16 protein-coding genes are annotated in these 16,961 nt (G+C 47.2%); 14 read left to right on the forward strand and 2 right to left on the reverse strand.

What is annotated here, in order from left to right; translation table 11 throughout:
* Window positions 1–643: 643 nt before the first annotated feature.
* Window positions 644–1,492 (reverse strand): N-acetylmuramoyl-L-alanine amidase, encoded by an 849-nt coding sequence (locus tag MZO40_RS05835; protein ID WP_101873389.1) that lies wholly within the window; start codon window positions 1,490–1,492, stop codon window positions 644–646.
* Between the two features lie 391 nt (window positions 1,493–1,883).
* On the opposite strand from MZO40_RS05835, the gene hisS reads away from it, so the two are divergent.
* From hisS to MZO40_RS05870, 7 genes are all read left to right on the forward strand, one after another.
* Window positions 1,884–3,164, forward strand: a complete 1,281-nt coding sequence (gene hisS / locus MZO40_RS05840) for a histidine--tRNA ligase (protein ID WP_050338517.1) — start codon at window positions 1,884–1,886, stop codon at window positions 3,162–3,164.
* A 46-nt stretch (window positions 3,165–3,210) separates the two neighbouring features.
* Window positions 3,211–5,016 (forward strand): aspartate--tRNA ligase, encoded by a 1,806-nt coding sequence (gene aspS / locus MZO40_RS05845; RefSeq protein ID WP_003638921.1) that lies wholly within the window; start codon window positions 3,211–3,213, stop codon window positions 5,014–5,016.
* Between the two features lie 83 nt (window positions 5,017–5,099).
* Window positions 5,100–5,630 carry a peptide-methionine (S)-S-oxide reductase MsrA gene (msrA, locus tag MZO40_RS05850; RefSeq protein WP_050338519.1) on the forward strand — a complete coding sequence of 177 codons (531 nt, stop codon included), beginning with the start codon at window positions 5,100–5,102 and terminating at the stop codon, window positions 5,628–5,630.
* Between the two features lie 205 nt (window positions 5,631–5,835).
* Window positions 5,836–6,711, forward strand: coding sequence for a YitT family protein (locus MZO40_RS05855; protein WP_003638919.1), 876 nt, complete (start codon window positions 5,836–5,838; stop codon window positions 6,709–6,711).
* 469 nt (window positions 6,712–7,180) lie between these two features.
* Window positions 7,181–8,335 (forward strand): CDP-glycerol glycerophosphotransferase family protein, encoded by a 1,155-nt coding sequence (locus tag MZO40_RS05860; RefSeq protein WP_105961709.1) that lies wholly within the window; start codon window positions 7,181–7,183, stop codon window positions 8,333–8,335.
* Window positions 8,336–8,458: 123 nt separating this feature from the next.
* Window positions 8,459–9,355 (forward strand): deoxyribonuclease IV, encoded by an 897-nt coding sequence (locus MZO40_RS05865; protein ID WP_082230229.1) that lies wholly within the window; start codon window positions 8,459–8,461, stop codon window positions 9,353–9,355.
* A 67-nt stretch (window positions 9,356–9,422) separates the two neighbouring features.
* Window positions 9,423–10,142 (forward strand): SDR family oxidoreductase, encoded by a 720-nt coding sequence (locus MZO40_RS05870; protein WP_105961710.1) that lies wholly within the window; start codon window positions 9,423–9,425, stop codon window positions 10,140–10,142.
* Between the two features lie 80 nt (window positions 10,143–10,222).
* Here MZO40_RS05870 and MZO40_RS05875 read toward each other — a convergent pair whose 3' ends face one another.
* A complete protein-coding gene (locus MZO40_RS05875; RefSeq protein ID WP_252133155.1) occupies window positions 10,223–11,041 on the reverse strand; it encodes a pyruvate, water dikinase regulatory protein in 819 nt (272 codons plus the stop codon).
* 233 nt (window positions 11,042–11,274) lie between these two features.
* On the opposite strand from MZO40_RS05875, the gene rpsU reads away from it, so the two are divergent.
* From rpsU to recO, 7 genes are all read left to right on the forward strand, one after another.
* Window positions 11,275–11,463, forward strand: coding sequence for a 30S ribosomal protein S21 (gene rpsU / locus MZO40_RS05880; RefSeq protein ID WP_003638914.1), 189 nt, complete (start codon window positions 11,275–11,277; stop codon window positions 11,461–11,463).
* A 39-nt stretch (window positions 11,464–11,502) separates the two neighbouring features.
* Window positions 11,503–11,946, forward strand: a complete 444-nt coding sequence (locus MZO40_RS05885) for a GatB/YqeY domain-containing protein (protein WP_105961712.1) — start codon at window positions 11,503–11,505, stop codon at window positions 11,944–11,946.
* A 1,163-nt stretch (window positions 11,947–13,109) separates the two neighbouring features.
* Window positions 13,110–14,087, forward strand: a complete 978-nt coding sequence (locus MZO40_RS05890) for a PhoH family protein (RefSeq protein ID WP_033619327.1) — start codon at window positions 13,110–13,112, stop codon at window positions 14,085–14,087.
* A 9-nt stretch (window positions 14,088–14,096) separates the two neighbouring features.
* On the forward strand, window positions 14,097–14,576 hold the full coding sequence (gene ybeY / locus MZO40_RS05895) for an rRNA maturation RNase YbeY (RefSeq protein WP_003638911.1): 480 nt from the start codon (window positions 14,097–14,099) through the stop codon (window positions 14,574–14,576).
* A complete protein-coding gene (locus MZO40_RS05900; protein WP_088771183.1) occupies window positions 14,560–14,976 on the forward strand; it encodes a diacylglycerol kinase family protein in 417 nt (138 codons plus the stop codon). The genes ybeY and MZO40_RS05900 overlap by 17 nt, the downstream gene beginning before the upstream one ends.
* 41 nt (window positions 14,977–15,017) lie before the next feature.
* On the forward strand, window positions 15,018–15,926 hold the full coding sequence (gene era, locus MZO40_RS05905; protein ID WP_105962066.1) for a GTPase Era: 909 nt from the start codon (window positions 15,018–15,020) through the stop codon (window positions 15,924–15,926).
* Window positions 15,927–15,943: 17 nt separating this feature from the next.
* Entirely contained in the window at window positions 15,944–16,732 is a 789-nt protein-coding gene (recO, locus tag MZO40_RS05910; protein ID WP_050338527.1) for a DNA repair protein RecO, read from the forward strand.
* Window positions 16,733–16,961 lie beyond the last annotated feature (229 nt).

Genomic DNA, 16,961 nt, shown 5'->3' on the forward strand with positions numbered 1-16,961 from the left:
AGGCTGGAAGGTGTTCTGGGCAAGGCCAAGTATTTTCAGAGTGTGAGGTTCAGACGGGTTGGGACTGAGGATTAGCCTAGCTAGAGCGTTAAGCGGCGAACTTCCGCTTGGCGTTCTGGCGTAGCTAACCGGAAGTCACTGTCTGACCCGAACACGTTTCGTCCATATCGCAGCCAGCGTGAAAGACCAGTATTTAAGACGTGGGCTGTCGGCTTAAATCTGCGTCCACCACGTTACGGCCATTGCCCAGAATGCCTGGAAGCCGGCCTAGGACGTCTCCACAACAGCAAGTTTACGCTAAGTCGCACTTTTTCCAGCGGGTCTCAGCTGGCAGCACTTGAACTTAGAAATTGGCACGTTTCAATCATTCTTAATGCTAATTCGCAATCAGCATAACACGTTCGCTGATGGTCTGTTTATGATTACTGTAACGCAGTAGGTTGTGAAGCACAATTGAAGTGGACTAATTGTGTCGTTTAAAGAGGGACGACCTGAGCAACGGTACCAATTTGTTAGTACCAAGTCCTATTGAGAAACATTAAAAAGCCGCTTCAAGAATCAACATGGATTCTTGAAGCGGCTTGAAGTGTGCAGTAATGCTGGTCACGTCTATAAGGCAAGCTGTGACTAACTGTGACTAAGATTATTGGTTCGCAAAGTAAGTACTGAGACCAGCATAGACGGCGTGTGCGACTTCTTGTGGATACTTCTTAGAACTGATCGTCTTGAAGTCGGATTTATCATTGATATAGCCGAGTTCCATCAAGACGGATGGTCGCGAGTTATCACGGATAACTAAGAAGTCACCGAATTCAGTCCCTTTACTTGGGAGCGGCAGACCTTCAACTTTACTATTTAACGCCTTGGCTAATGCCAGCGAGGTGGACTTGTGATAGTAATAAGTCGTAATCCCAGATGCGGTATTTTTTTCCGGTGAACTATCAAAGTGGAAACTAATGAAGGCATCTGCATGCAACTTGTTGGCGATGGCCGGACGCGCGCTGAGACCAACGTATTTATCACTATCACGTGTCAGGACGACGTGGGCACCAGCTGCCCGTAGCTTTTTAGCCACTGCTTTAGCGACCCGTAGCGTATACGTTTTTTCCATCTTGCCCTTATTGGAGAGGGCGCCGGAATCGGAACCACCGTGGCCGGGGTCTAAAACGATGGTGGCGTCCGAAATCTTAGTGGTCTTCGCTAACTGACTGTTGTGTTCATTGACGAGCCAGCTGGCGATCCAGCCAAATTTATGATCAGCATAGCGAACGTATAACCAATTATTCTTGCGTTTCATAATGTGGACTTTTGTCCCTTTGGCCGTGGTATCTTCGATGGCATAACTCATCCCGGGACCATTCCGGATATTGACGTTCGCGATATTAACGGTGGCCGTATTGTTGGTCGCTAGTAAGATCACGAATCCAATTACCAGGCCAATAAAAATCACGGTCACGGTAATTTGACGCCAAAATTGTTTAAGAACTTGCATGGATTGTCACCAACTAAATTTAAGATAATTGCAATTTAAAGTGCTGCAAATAGTATACCAAAAAAATCAGCACGCGACGAAAACTTGGCAGAAATTTAACGAGAGTCGTTGACTTTTAAGCGAATTTCGTGTAACTTTAACCATATATTAATCAATCGACCGCAGAGAAAGTAAGAGCATTGTGCCACACTTTAACCAGAGACCGGTAGTGCTGAGAATTCCGGATAGTGAGCAATGAGGAGACGCTTTTGAGGTGAACGGCAGCGTTCCGCCTGTGATTACAGACGTTATCAATTAGTACTCAATAAAGGTGGTACCGCGCAATTGCGCCCTTGGTAAATAATCAAGGGCGCTTTTTTTGTCGATTGCAATCAAAGGGAGGAACCAATTAATGAGATATCAACGGCCTAAAGGCACCGCCGACATTTTGCCTGGCGATAGTGAAAAATGGCAATACGTTGAAGCAACGGCCCGCGCCGTCTTCAAAACTTATCAGTTTAAAGAAATTCGCACACCAATGTTTGAAAACTTTGAAGTCTTCTCACGTTCAGCTGGCGACACATCAGATATCGTGACTAAGGAAATGTATGATTTTCACGATAAGGGTGATCGGCACATTACGTTACGGCCAGAAGGTACGGCCGGCGTGGTCCGTGCATTTGTCGAAAACAAATTATATGGGCCACAAGTTTTAAAACCTTATAAAGTCTATTATATGGGACCAATGTTCCGCTATGAACGGCCACAATCTGGTCGGTTACGTGAATTCCATCAACTCGGGGTCGAAGCCTTTGGGAGTGAAAGCGCCGCGCTAGACGTTGAAGTGATTGCAATGGGATTCAACTTGCTCAAGAAGTTTGGCCTCAACGACTTAAAATTAGTTATCAATACGCTGGGAGACCAACAGACGCGTGATGACTACCGCCAAGCACTGATCGATTACTTGGAACCACACTTTGACGAATTGAGTGATGATTCTAAGGAACGGCTCCACAAGAATCCATTGCGGGTACTGGATAGTAAGGCACCAGAAGATCAACAGTTCGTGGCCGATGCGCCATCGATCCTAGATTATTTGACGCCTGAAGCTCAGGAGCACTTTGATCAGACCAAGACGTACTTGGATGCGCTCGACATTCCATACGAAATTGACGCAACGATGGTCCGCGGGTTGGATTATTACAACCACACGATTTTTGAAATCATGACGCATTCCAAAGCACTCGGCAAAGGTTACACGACGATTTGTGCTGGTGGCCGGTACAACGGGTTAGTTAAGGAACTCGGTGGCCCTGAAGTCTCAGGTGTTGGCTTTGGTTTAGGTGTCGAACGGCTGTTAGTGTTGATGGACGCCGAAAACATTGAAGTCCCAACTGATGACCAACTGGATGTTTACGTCGTTGGTATCGGCGACGAAGCCAGCGCCACGACTTTGAAACTCGTTCAGGCGTTACGGGCCGCTGGTTACAAGGCTGAACGGGATTACTTGGACCGCAAGCCAAAAGCACAGTTTAAGAGTGCTGATCGCTTGAATGCCCGTTACACGATGACGGTTGGTGAAGCTGAATTAGCCGAACAAGCCGTTAATTTAAAGGCAATGGCAACTGGTGATGAGACCAAGGTTGCAATGGCCGATATTTATCAAGATGCGCACCAAGTTTTAGATAAGTAATGAGAGACGGCAAGTTTGCCGAAAGAGAAGAAGGAGGAAGCATGTTATGAAACGAACCACATATGCAGGCCTTATTAATGAAGATTATTTAGGCCAAACGGTCACCTTACAAGGTTGGGTCCAAAAGCGGCGCGACCTTGGTAATCTGATTTTTATTGATTTACGGGACCGTGAAGGCATTGTTCAATTAGTGTTCAGTCAGGAATTCTCAGCGGATGCATTAGCAGTTGCTGATGAATTACGGGGCGAATACGTGATCGAAGTCCAAGGAACGGTGGTTAATCGGGACGCCAAAGCTGTGACTGACCGGATGAAATCAGGTAAGGTGGAAGTTGAAGTCCACGACGCTAAGATTTTGAACAAGGCCAAGACACCGCCATTTTATATTCAAGATGACATCAATGTGTCGGATGAATTACGGTTGAAATATCGCTACTTAGACTTACGCCGGCCTGAAATGCAACGGAGCTTGAAGATTCGTAATGGCATTACCCAAGCGGTCCACAGTTACTTTGACGCCAATGGCTTTTACGACATTGAAACGCCATTCTTGACTAAGTCAACGCCTGAAGGGGCCCGGGACTACTTAGTGCCATCACGGGTGCACCAAGGCCATTTCTATGCCTTACCACAATCACCCCAGTTATTTAAGCAATTATTGATGGGTGCCGGTTTTGACCGCTACTATCAAATTGCCCGTTGTTTCCGGGACGAAGACTTACGTGGTGACCGCCAACCAGAATTCACCCAGATCGATATGGAAACGTCTTTCTTGAGCGCTGAAGAGATCCAGTCATACACCGAAGGCTTGATCAAACAAGTCATGAAGCAGGTCAAAGGCATCGACATCAAGACGCCATTTACCCGCCTCACTTGGCAAGAAGCCATGGACCGGTTTGGTTCTGAAAAGCCAGACGTGCGGTTCGGTATGGAATTAAAAGACATGAGCACAGCGGTCGCTAAGGCTGGTTTCAAGGTCTTTGATAATGCACTTGAAAATGGTGGTATGGTCAAGGCGATTGCCGTTCCTGGCGGGGCTGACCATTATTCACGTAAGCAGATCGATGCCTATACGGACTATGTCAAACGCTTTGGCGCAAAGGGCTTAGCCTGGATGAAGGTCACTGACGACGGCTTCAGCGGTCCAGTGGCGAAGTTCTTTAAGAATGACGGGGACTTTGAAGCAATCACGACTGCTGCCGGGGCCAAAGCGGGCGACTTGTTGCTATTTGCTGCTGACAGTTTCAAAGTGGTTTCTGACACGCTCGGCTATCTCCGGAAGGCCATCGCCAAGGAACTTGATTTGATTGACGAAAATCAATACGCCTACTTGTGGGTCGTTGACTGGCCATTGTTCGAATATGATGAAGGCATCGAACGTTGGGTTCCAGCCCACCATCCATTCACGATGCCAAATGAAGAAGATGTGCACTACTTGGATGAGGGCGAAGACCCACACCAAGCTCACGCACAATCATATGACATTATTTTAAATGGTTATGAATTAGGTGGCGGCTCAATCCGTATCCACACTCGTGAACTCCAAGAAAAGATGTTCCGGGCATTGGACTTCACGCCAGAACGGGCCAAAGAACAATTTGGCTTCTTGCTAGATGCGCTTGACATGGGCTTTCCACCTCATGGCGGTTTGGCAATCGGATTAGACCGGTTCGCCATGCTGCTTGCTGGTAAGGATAACATTCGTGAAGTGATCGCGTTCCCTAAGAACTCGAAAGCTTCTGAACCAATGACTAGCGCACCAGCACGAGTTGCTGATCAACAATTGACCGACTTGGATTTGACGATTACGCATCCTGTGACGGATGATGATGACGACGATTCAGTTGAATAATCATGATGGAAAGGACGTTCAGTAATGGACGTTCTTTTTGATTAGTGTTAGATTTATATTAATATTTAGTTGGAGGGATTCTCATGGAAACAGCAATTTTTGCGGGCGGATGTTTTTGGTGCATGGTCCAACCGTTCGACAGTCAGCCTGGCATTGAAAGTGTCGTCTCGGGTTATACCGGCGGACACACGAAAAATCCGACATACGAGCAAGTCAAATCACACACGACCGGGCATACTGAAGCGGTCAAAATTACCTTTGATCCGGCAGTTATCAGTTATGCGGACCTTGTGACCATTTATTGGCATCAAACGGACCCCACGGATGCAATGGGCCAGTTCCAAGACCGTGGTGATAATTATCGGCCAGTCATCTTCGTCAATAGTCCTGAGCAGCGCGAAATCGCGGAAGCGTCTAAACGGGCATTACAAGCCAGTGAACGGTTCGATAAGCCAATCGTGACTAGTATTGAAGACGCCCAGCCATTTTATCCGGCTGAAGCTCGTCACCAGCGTTTTTACAAAAATAATCCGGTCGTGTATGCCGAACAAGAAGCTGGCGGCCGCGCTGATTTTATTGCCAAGCAATGGGCGGATGCACCAAAAGTGGATTAGTTACGGACAAAACGGGACTTTTGACGCGCAATGAGGTCCCAGTCAGTGGACATGATCAGAAGTTGATTTAACGTGCGTCGACCTTGATAATGTGATTTCACTGAGAAACGTGAGACTTCTAGCAGAATACTGCAAAAGGCCGGTCGTCCGCGGTTAGGCGTGTTACAATAACGGAAGCAAAAACGTAAAGGAGCGCACACTATTCATGGATGATTTTCAGCAGTTATCCAAGCATCATCGCGACGTGGTCAAAGCGTCGACGGCTTTTATTTACGCCATTTTAGTTTCAATCGCCATGAACTATTTCTGGACGCCCGGGCATATTTATTCATCAGGGATTACCGGGTTGGCTCAATTAATCAATAGTTTAATGACTAAGTTTCTTCCGATTCAGGTCTCGACCGCGGCATTACTGTTTATTTTGAACGTGCCGATGTTCATTATCGCATGGCGTTCAATTGGACATAAATTCACGCTATATACGTTCTTAGCCGTAACGTTGTCCAGTATTATGATTAAACTGATTGCCCCAGTTGGCTTAACCCATGACCCGATTATTTGTGCGATTTTCGGGGGTGCGGTCAACGGTTTTGGGACTGGGACGGCGCTCAAAAACGGGATTTCGACCGGTGGGCTAGATATTATTGGAATCGTGTTACGTCGCAAAACTGGGCGTAGCATCGGGACCATCAACATGGCCTTCAACTCGATTATCGTCATCGCGGCCGGCTTTGTTTACGGGTGGCCATACGCGTTCTACTCCGCATTGGGCTTGTTTGTCAACGGCCGCGTCATGGATATGACTTATACTCGCCAACAAAAGATGCAGGTGATGATTATTACCAGTCGACCGAAAACGGTGATCGATAGTGTTCAAAACCGCATTCGTCGCGGGGTGACCATCGTCCATAACGCTGAAGGGGCCTATCAACACGATGATAAGACGATTCTCTTTACGGTTATCACGCGTTATGAAATGGGTGAGCTGAAGGCGGCGATGGCGGAATCAGACCCGCACGCCTTTGTCAGCATTTCCGACACTGTCAAGATTTTGGGGCATTTTTACGAGCCAAAACCATAGTCATGGGTATCAACATGACTTATCAGCTATGATGAAGTTAAGCGCCGCGCATTTAGCAGTTATTACGGTCTAAATGCGCGGCTTTTTTATTGTAAATTTTTGTGCCAGCAGCCGGCTATCAATGGTTGTCAGGTGTTCGAACCGGCCCAAAGGACTAGCTTGGAAATAACAATTTGTTATATAATACACACGCATTGTGCTAGTTGTTATTTAGCACGAATCATGTTCAAAGCATGCCAATTTTTTAGTTCAAAACAGCCAGCATAGACCCGCTGGAAACAAAGCGAATTAGCGTAAAACTGCAGTTGTAGGTTCGTCATACAGCGGCTTACAAGTATTCTGGACAATGGCCGGTGAGGACACAGATTTAAGCTAACCTCCCACGTCTTAAATACCGGTCTTTCGCGTGAGCTGCAATATGAATGAAACGTATCGTATGCATTGACATGGCAATGAAGGGAAGACAAGCGTGAAAAAAATAATTTATATTTGGTTAGTGCGGATCGTCTCATGGTTGGCACACTTCAAATCAACGGATCAGGTGATCTATCTGATGAGCTTTGCCGACAATTTAGACTTCATTCGACAGTTGGCTGACCGATTGCCACAGCGGGTGACGGTCTATTATTTACCGGGTGCGCAAGCCGGTGCTAAACAGCTGGCAGCGGAAGGCATCGCAACGCAGCCGTTTCAAGACTCGATCGGCTTTGCCTTGCACGGGGTACCCGTTTTGACCCGGGCAGCCGATATTTATCTGGATAACTACTATGCGTTTACCGCTGGTCTGACTAGACGGCCAAATCAGCGCATGATCCAGCTCTGGCATGCGGCTGGGGCGGTGAAGACCTTTGGGTGGGGCGACCCGCAGACGGTCAAACGTTCAGCTGGGGACCAACGGCGGTTTCAAGCCGTCTATAATCAGATTACCGATTACGTTGTCGGTGCGGACAAGATGGGGCAAGTCTTTGCGGACAGTTACCATGTCCCGATGGCACGGATGCGGGTGCTCGGGTATCCGCGTTCAGACCGTTATCGGCAGTCAAAATGGGTTCAGCAGACGGCTGCGGCTATTTATCAGCGTTACCCAGATTTTAAACAACAGGAAGTTATTTTGTATGCGCCAACTTATCGGGCGGGGGTGCAATTTGCATTGCCAACGGATTTTGACCAATTGCAGTTGCGGGCCAATCAACGGCTGATTATCAAATTGCATCCGCACCTCGCCAGTCAGGAGCGCGACTTGCAAGCCCGCTTTCCTGACCAGGTGACGTTGGTTCCAGAATTTAGTACGGATGAATTGTTGACGGTCGCAAGCACCCTTATTAGTGATTATTCATCGGTCGTTTTTGACTATGCGCTCTTACCAAATTGCCAAAAAATGATTTTTTATGTCTTTGATTGGCAACATTATGAACGAGAAGTTGGCTTACAAGCGGATTTCAAGGAGTGGGCGCCGGGGCCAATGGTGACGACGATGGCCGAGTTGAACCAAGTCTTGGCAGCGCCGGCACAGCCGATGCAGTTGACTAATTTTAACCAATTATGGAACACGCGCAATGACGGGCATGCCGGTGAGCGAACATTGGCTTATTTTTATCCGCATACCACGACGCACGAACAGTGAATCGCTTTGGGCAATTAAGCGCAGATGCTCCTGCTTGTGGCGGAAAATGTGTATAATGATTGTATATGCGACGTTCAGGTGTAGACCAGTAACGTCAAACTAGCGTAAAGGATGGGACCGAAAATGTTGAGATTAGGGTCACACGTTTCGATGAAGGCACCCGACATGTTACTGGGGTCAGCCAACGAAGCAGTGAGTTATGGGGCCAACACGTTCATGATTTATACGGGTGCACCTCAAAACACCCGGCGTAAGCCGATTGAAGAGTTGAAGATTGACGAGGCACAGCCGGTGATTGCGGCCAATGATTTGCAGCAAATCGTGGTCCACGCGCCGTACATTGTTAATCTCGGTAACACGAAGAAGCCCGGTTATTTTGAATTTGCGACGGAATTTCTCTACCAAGAAATTCAACGGGCCGATGCGGTTGGCGCGACACAACTGACCTTGCATCCCGGAGCCCACATTGGTGCGGGGCCAGACGCAGCCATCGCCCAAATCGTTAAGGGACTCAATACCGTGATTCGGCCAGAACAACACGTGCAAATTGCGCTGGAAACAATGGCTGGTAAGGGCACCGAGGTTGGTCGGACGTTTGAAGAGTTGGCGCAAATGATCGATGGCGTGACTTATAATGAAAAATTATCGGTAACGTTTGATACTTGTCACACGAGTGATGCCGGCTATGCCATCAAGGACGACTTTGACGGTGTCTTGAATGAATTTGATCACGTCATCGGGTTAGACCGGCTGGGCGTGGTCCATCTGAATGATTCCAAAAATCCCCAAGGGGCGCACAAAGACCGCCATACGAATATTGGGATGGGGACGATCGGATTTGATGCGCTCAATTATGTCGCCCATCATCCACAACTGGAAGCAGTCAGCAAGATTTTGGAAACACCGTATGTCGGTGAAGATAAGAAACATCAGCTACCGCCGTATAAATATGAAATCGCGATGCTTCGGGCGGGCCAATTTAATGCCCATTTGATTGAAGATATTGAAGCACAACGTTAATTAATCAGAATTGAACGATAATCGATTGCGATTATCGTTTTTATTTTCATTTAGGAGGAAATTAATCATGACACTTAACAAACAACGCGTCTTAATCGTCGGCGGAACGTCTGGGTTTGGATTAGAAATCGCGCGGCAAGCGCTGCAAGCGGGTGCGCAAGTTCATCTGATTGGGCATGCAGCTGAGCATGTTCAAGCTGCTTGTACGACGTTGGCAGCACCGGACCGCGTGACAGGAACTGCTTTGGATGCACAGGATCACGACCAATTGACGGCGTTCTTCACTGCACAATTACAGTTTGACCATATCGTTTCCATGCTTGGTGGGGCCATGGGTGGCGGCTTCTTAGATAATTCAGTCGCGGCAATTCGTAAAACGATTGAAGACAAGTTCTTCGCAAATTTACAACTGGCCCAGTTGGCTAGCCAGCACTTGGCGCTGCATGGCAGTCTCATCATGACTTCTGGGGCGGGTGGTCGACCGGATAACGCTTCTGGCGCCATTGTTGGGAATCAGGCCATCAATACGCTGGTGGCTGGGTTAGCCGTTGAGATGGGCCCAGACCACCGCGTTAACGCCGTGGCACCAACATGGACGCCGACCGGGCTTTGGCGTGGATTATCAGCTGACCAGTTATCGGCTCAGACTGCCGCGGCTAGTCAGGGCAATCCTTTGAAACGGGTGGCCACGCCAGCTGAAGTCGCTTCCGCCTATGTGTATTTGATGCAGAACCAGTTTGTGACGGGCCAAGTCTTACATGTTGATGGTGGCGTCGACTTGCTTTAGCGTGGTGTGCCGCTTAATTGATGGCACGAAAAAACCGTTACCTTCAAATGATGAAGGCAACGGTTTTGTATTAACCAAGTCTAATTTTCACCAGTGCCATCAGTGTTTAGACTTTCAGTAATCAAGGTAGCGGTCTCTTCAATCGACTTGTTGGCAACGTTGATTACGAGGCAACCAATCTTTTTGAAGATTTTATCGGCGTAGTCCAATTCAGCTTTGATTTTATCGGTATTAGAATACATCGTATCGGGATTCAAGCCGTATTGGACCATCCGCTGACGCCGAATATCATTTAATTTATCGGGATCGTTAGTCAAGCCGAAAATCTTCTTCGGATCCACTTTCCAGATTTCGTCGGGAATTTGGGCTTGTGGCACGAGCGGTAAGTTGGCGACTTTTAATTTGCGGTTGGCCAAGTAGAGTGATAGTGGTGTCTTAGAAGTCCGTGAAACCCCTAATAAGACCACGTCGGCTTCCAGAAAGCCACTCGGATTCTTACCATCATCATAGGTCACGGCAAATTCAATCGCGTTGATCCGGTCAAAATAATTCGTGTTGAGCGCGTGGACCGTCCCAGGATGATTCGACGGCTGAACGTGTGTGATTTGTGAGAACGTGTCTAGCGCGGGCGTGATGACGTCATAGTAGGGCAAGTCATGTGCTTCGCAGTAGTGGTTAACGACTTGGCTCAAGCGCCGGTCCACGAAGGTGTGGAAGATAGCTGCATGTTCCTTGAGTGCTTGGGCGAGCACCGTTTGTAGTAGCGAGTCGGTCCGGACAAATGGAAAACGTTGATAACGAATTTCATAGTCTGAAAATTGGGCCGCTGCGGCGAGTGCCACGTTATGCGCCGTCTCACCGATGGAATCTGATAAAATAAAGACTTTAATTGCTGACATATGATAACCTCATTTCGGTTCAATAATAACCTTAGTGTAGCATAGCACGTCAGTCTTGAAAACGATTTACTGTCCGGAGTATCGAGGCTGCTTCCGGATTTATTTTAAGGAAATTGTAAACTTTGGTTGACGGCCTTTTTCAATTTATGTATAATTTACTAGAACAGTTGCGTTATGTGTAAGTATGCATAATTTAACGGTTACTTTTTGAGCTCGGAGGGAGGGAATTTAACATGGCAAAAACAGTCGTTCGTAAAAACGAATCTCTTGATGATGCTCTTCGTCGCTTTAAACGTACCGTTTCAAAAAGTGGTACTTTACAAGAATACCGCAAACGGGAATTCTACGAGAAACCAAGTGTGAAGAAGAAGTTAAAATCTGAAGCAGCACGTAAGCGTAAGAACCGTCGTCGTTTCAAGTAATTAGTAGTTTACTAATTCACCCAACGAGGAGGGAAACCAATGAGTTTATTAGATACGCTCAATGGTGATCTGAAAGCTGCGATGAAGGCGCGCGATAAGCAAACCCTCAGCGTTATACGGATGCTTAAGTCAGCGGTAATGAATGAACAAATTAACGCTGGCCATGATTTAACGGCTGATGAAGAAGTGAGCGTCTTATCACGTGAACTGAAGCAACGGCGCGAATCATTAAGTGAATTCGAAAATGCGGGTCGTCAGGATTTAGCTGACGGCGTTAAAGCAGAAATTGCAATTGTTGAGAAGTATATGCCAAAACAATTGTCGGACGAAGAAGTTCAACAGATTGTAGCGGACACTATCAAGCGAGTCGGAGCAACCGGTAAAGGTGACTTCGGTAAGGTGATGGGGGCCGTTATGCCAAAGCTTAAAGGCCAGGCAGATGGCAAGCTGATCAACCAAACAGTTAAATCATTATTGAATTAACGGTTAGCCGGGGATTAATTCCTCGGCTTTTTTGGTGCGCTGAGAATTGTTGCGTTGGTCACTAAAAGGCGGTTTGAACCGTCACAATTTCAGTGATAACGACAACAGTCGGACTGTTGATAGCAGTATGTTTGAAGGCGTCCATTCTGTACGCGTTGTGCTAGTTGTTATTTAGCATTATAGATGATTAAATCATGCTGTTTTTTAAGTTCAAGTGCTGCCAGCTGAGAACCGCTGGAAACAAGGCGAGTTCGCGTAAACATGCAGTGGTAGGCGCGTCCTACACCGGCTTCCAGGTATTCGAAAGGCGGACATATGCGGACCCGATTTCTTGTTGGATTAGGCGTTGGTTCCTTGGTCCACGGGGATTTTGATATTGAACTGTCAGACTGGTGTCTAATGATTGCTGAACATTCTTAATCATACTATCAGACAAGCAACACCACTGAACTTGTCAGCATCTTCTCTAGTTGCCTGATACTTCAAAACTTTGAATTCTAAATGACGGCCATTTTATAGACTGAATTCAATGCTAGTTACCGTTGAAATTAGTGGAATTGAGATTAATGAATAATATTCCGGGAATCTTCTCAGTACTCAAATGCCATAAAGCATCAACGATACCGATTAAAGCTTTGCCTGAAGTCCTGGTTACTAAACATTGAGTGGTCAATTGTACCTAGATTGGTGGCCGTTCATCTGCCATTCGAGCGGGTTCCCGACTGTAGGGGCTGGCTGACAATGCTCAAGGGCGAAATTCTTCTTGTCCGGGTGGGGTTCCCGGGCTAGAAGAAGACTCGTATTTGAAATTGCGCAGTGGTTCTCTGCGTGAGTTCAAATCGATGTCCGCCCTGTTCCAGCGTTGTCAGCCAGCCCCGGAGGTCGGAATATGGCGCGCCTCGGCTGATGAACAGGACGCCAACTTGGCATGCTTTAATCATGATTCATGACAGATTCACTAGCGCAATGCGTAATCGGTTACCATTTATGTTCGGAAGCGTGTGCCCTGTCGAATCCAATGGACGGTGGCCTTGCGCTGGTAGCAGGCGGGCTTTTATGCTATGATTAACTAACAAATACCTGCCGAAATCAGCGCGGTTATCACGCTAAACGCGGGTGCCATTACCAGCTAATGGTAATTAAATCTGTCAATAAAGGAGTCCATGTTTTTGACCGAAAACTCAAAATATGAACAAAAATTTCTCATTGCTGATCCAGCCCAATCAGTGGCACTGTTAGGACCTGAGGATGCCCACCTTGCATTACTAGAGGACGGGTTGCATGTCCAATTACACGTGTTCGGTGATCAGATGACGATTAGTAGTGATGATGAAGCAGCCGTTCATAACACACAAGCAGTCCTAGATAATTTAACGAGTTTAATTAAACAAGGTATTCAAATCGGTGCGCCGGATGTGATTAGTGCCATCAAGATGGTGAACCGCGGGACCTTAGATTATTTTAAAGACCTCTATTCAGAGACGTTGATTAAAGATAATCGGGGCCGACCGATTCGCGTGAAGAATTTTGGCCAACGGCAGTACGTGCAAGCGGTGGCCAAGAGCGATATCACCTTTGGCATTGGCCCAGCCGGGACCGGGAAGACTTACTTGGCGGTCGTCATGGCCATTGCTGCTTTAAAACGGGGCGACGTTGAGAAGTTGATTTTGACAAGGCCAGCTGTTGAAGCGGGTGAAAGTCTGGGATTCTTACCTGGTGATCTGAAAGAAAAGGTCGATCCTTATTTACGGCCAATTTACGATGCGTTGTATGATATTTACGGTGCTGAGCATACCCAACGGTTGATGGATCGCGGTATTATCGAAATTGCACCGCTTGCTTACATGCGGGGGCGGACGCTGGATCATGCGTTTGTTATTTTGGACGAAGCGCAAAATACGACTAATGCGCAAATGAAGATGTTTTTGACCCGCTTAGGATTCGGGGCTAAGATGATCGTCAATGGCGACATCTCTCAAATCGACTTGCCACGTCACACCAAGAGTGGCTTGATTCAAGCTGAGCAAATTTTGAGTGGTATCAGTAATATTTCATTTGTGAAGTTTACGGCGGATGATGTGGTCAGAAATCCAGTCGTCGCTAAAATCATCACCGCATATGATAAGGTGGAACAACGGTAGGGGGCACTTATGGACTTAGAATTATATGATCAAACCTCAGCGGGCGCCCAGCCAGAACAATTACAACTCATTCGTGATTTAATTGATTTGGCCGGCAAAACGTTAAAATTACGGGACGATACGGAAGTTTCCGTGACGCTAATGAATAATGATGACATTCAAAAAATTAATGAACAGTATCGGGGCGTTGACCGCCCGACCGACGTCATTAGTTTTGCAATGCACGACGACGATGATGACGACTTGATCGTGATGGATCCGGAGCTGGCAGCAGAACTGCCGTTAAACCTGGGTGATATCATGATTTCCGTTGATAAAGTCAGTGAACAGGCCGCCTTTTTGCAACATTCCGAAGCCCGTGAATTAGGGTACTTAGTGGTTCACGGCTTTTTGCATTTAAATGGCTACGATCATCTACAGCCAGCGGATGAAACTGAAATGTTCACACTACAACGGCAGATTTTGGATGCTTATGGGCTCGAAAAATAGACCAGACCGGCTTCAGGTTGGGAAAAACCATTCATTTTGGCAATCGTGGTTACATGCTTGGAATGGGCTCAAAACGGTTGTGATTGAAGAACGGAATATGCGGACACACCTGGTATTGGGCGCTGTTGCGTTGATTGCTGGCTGGTGGGTTCACTTGACCGTCAACGAATGGTTATGGCTGGCGCTCGCCATCTTTTTGGTGATGCTCTGTGAGATCAATAATACGATTGCTGAGAATCTCTCAGATATGATTACAGGCCCAAGGTTTAGTCCGCAAGCGAAAAAAATTAAAGATATCGCGGCTGGCGCAGTTGTCTTTGCGGCTGCGTTTGCCGTGCTCGTCGGTTTGATACTCTTTGCGCCCAAACTTTGGCTGGTGCTCAGTCACTGGCTCGGCTGATTGGGTGTAGCTCCTTCGGCAAATAGTGAAAGGAATTAATTATGGCAGAACAACAAGCATTTCATTCCGGTTTTGTGGCGATTATTGGTCGTCCGAATGTCGGTAAATCAACGTTACTTAACCGGGTCGTGGGCCAAAAGGTCGCAATCATGTCTGATAAGGCCCAAACAACGCGGAATCGGATTCAAGGCATTTACACTACTGCAGACACGCAGATGGTCTTTATTGACACGCCCGGCATTCACAAGCCACACAGTCGCTTAGGCGATTTCATGGTCAAGTCGGCGCTATCAACATTAGGTGAAGTCGACGCCGTGCTCTTCATGATCAACGCGGACGAACGCCGTGGTGCCGGTGATAACTTTATTATTGACCGTTTAAAAAATGTCAAACAGCCAATTTATTTGGTGATTAATAAAATCGACCAAGTCCATCCTGACCACTTACTAGAGATCATGGATCAGTACAAGGATGCGTTGCCGTGGAAAGAAGTTTATCCAATTTCGGCCTTGGAAGGTAACAATGTTGATGAACTGTTAGTGACCCTGAAAAAGCAGTTGCCAGAAGGTCCGCAATACTATCCTTCTGACCAAGTGACGGACCATCCCGAACGCTTCATTATTTCGGAGTTGATTCGTGAAAAAGTCCTAGAATTGACGCGCCAAGAAGTGCCACATTCAACTGCTGTCGTGATTGATTCGATCAAACGGCAGGACGAAGAAAAGATTCACGTTCAAGCGACGATCATTATCGAACGGTCCTCACAAAAAGGCATTATCATCGGTAAAGGTGGTAGCATGCTGAAGAAGATCGGCTCGATGGCGCGCCGTGATATCGAACACTTGCTTGGAGACAAGGTCTACCTTGAATTATGGGTGAAGGTCCAAGAGAATTGGAAGGACCGGCAAGACTTGCTGGCAAGCTACGGCTACCGGCAAGATGACTACTAGAATCGTTAGGTGATCGCATGGCCCAACAGATGGTCACAAATTTTAATGGTATTTTACTTTTTCGACGCGACTACCGCGAACGTGATATGCTCATCAAGTTTTTGACGGCCGAATATGGCAAGAAGATGTTCTTCATTCGTGGCGCCCGTCGTCGTGGGTTTAAAATGGCCGCAGAGCTCTTGCCCTTTACCATGGGTGAGTATGTCGGTGACTTGCGTGATCAGGGGCTGTCGTATATTAATAGCGTCAAGCACGTTCAGTATTTTGAGCATATTAGCCAAGATATTGCACTCAACGCTTATGCCACCTATGTCATGAACTTGATTGATGTTGCGTTTCCGGATAATGAACCGGTGGGGCGCTGGTACCAACAATTGACCAGTGCGCTACAATTGATTGACGCAGATGTCGCGCCAGCCTTGGTCGCCAATGTGATTGAAATCCAATTATTGGCGCCATTTGGAGTTGCTCCGGAACTACGCTGGTGCACGGTCTGTGGCCGTACCGACTTACCACTGGATTATTCTGAAAGCTATGGTGGCCTGTTATGTCAGCAACATTGGCATCTGGACCCGCACCGCTTGCATGCGAGTGCGGCAGCCATTTTTTACTTGCGGAAGTTCTCGGTATTAGATTTAGCCAAAGTCCATTCAATTAAGGTCAAGCCACGGACAGCGGCAGAGTTGCGCCGAATTTTAGATGAAATTTATCAGAACTCAGTCGGTGTGCGGTTGAAGTCCAAACGTTTCATTGATCAGATGAGCAGTTGGTATCGACCACTCACGCCGCGCAAGAGTGAGGATTGACAAACGCGCAGTCATCGGCTATGATGATGAAGAACTGAATAGTTAAGTGTTGATGAGAGAAGGTTAACGGAATTTGATTTCAGTGAGGCTGTGGTGGTGTGAAACGGCTAATCAAAGACGTTAATTGGCGCTTTCGGAGCTTTAATACCGTATAATTAAGCTGCTGAGGTTACTCAGAAGTAGGGTGGAACCGCGAAACCAATCGTCCCTATGTCGTTATTGTTGACGA

The sequence above is a fragment of the Lactiplantibacillus sp. B652 genome (genome assembly GCF_023806745.1).
GTDB lineage: Bacteria > Bacillota > Bacilli > Lactobacillales > Lactobacillaceae > Lactiplantibacillus > Lactiplantibacillus pentosus.

Coding starts and splice junctions, on each gene's coding strand:
- MZO40_RS05875 (WP_252133155.1), bottom strand. CDS start 11,041: ATGTCAGCAATTAAAGTCTTTATTTTATCAGATTCCATCGGTGAGACG.
- MZO40_RS05890 (WP_033619327.1), top strand. CDS start 13,110: ATGTTTTTGACCGAAAACTCAAAATATGAACAAAAATTTCTCATTGCT.
- MZO40_RS05900 (WP_088771183.1), top strand. CDS start 14,560: ATGGGCTCGAAAAATAGACCAGACCGGCTTCAGGTTGGGAAAAACCAT.
- msrA (WP_050338519.1), top strand. CDS start 5,100: ATGGAAACAGCAATTTTTGCGGGCGGATGTTTTTGGTGCATGGTCCAA.
- recO (WP_050338527.1), top strand. CDS start 15,944: ATGGCCCAACAGATGGTCACAAATTTTAATGGTATTTTACTTTTTCGA.
- rpsU (WP_003638914.1), top strand. CDS start 11,275: ATGGCAAAAACAGTCGTTCGTAAAAACGAATCTCTTGATGATGCTCTT.
- MZO40_RS05885 (WP_105961712.1), top strand. CDS start 11,503: ATGAGTTTATTAGATACGCTCAATGGTGATCTGAAAGCTGCGATGAAG.
- MZO40_RS05855 (WP_003638919.1), top strand. CDS start 5,836: ATGGATGATTTTCAGCAGTTATCCAAGCATCATCGCGACGTGGTCAAA.
- MZO40_RS05835 (WP_101873389.1), bottom strand. CDS start 1,492: ATGCAAGTTCTTAAACAATTTTGGCGTCAAATTACCGTGACCGTGATT.
- MZO40_RS05865 (WP_082230229.1), top strand. CDS start 8,459: ATGTTGAGATTAGGGTCACACGTTTCGATGAAGGCACCCGACATGTTA.
- era (WP_105962066.1), top strand. CDS start 15,018: ATGGCAGAACAACAAGCATTTCATTCCGGTTTTGTGGCGATTATTGGT.
- aspS (WP_003638921.1), top strand. CDS start 3,211: ATGAAACGAACCACATATGCAGGCCTTATTAATGAAGATTATTTAGGC.
- MZO40_RS05870 (WP_105961710.1), top strand. CDS start 9,423: ATGACACTTAACAAACAACGCGTCTTAATCGTCGGCGGAACGTCTGGG.
- ybeY (WP_003638911.1), top strand. CDS start 14,097: ATGGACTTAGAATTATATGATCAAACCTCAGCGGGCGCCCAGCCAGAA.
- hisS (WP_050338517.1), top strand. CDS start 1,884: ATGAGATATCAACGGCCTAAAGGCACCGCCGACATTTTGCCTGGCGAT.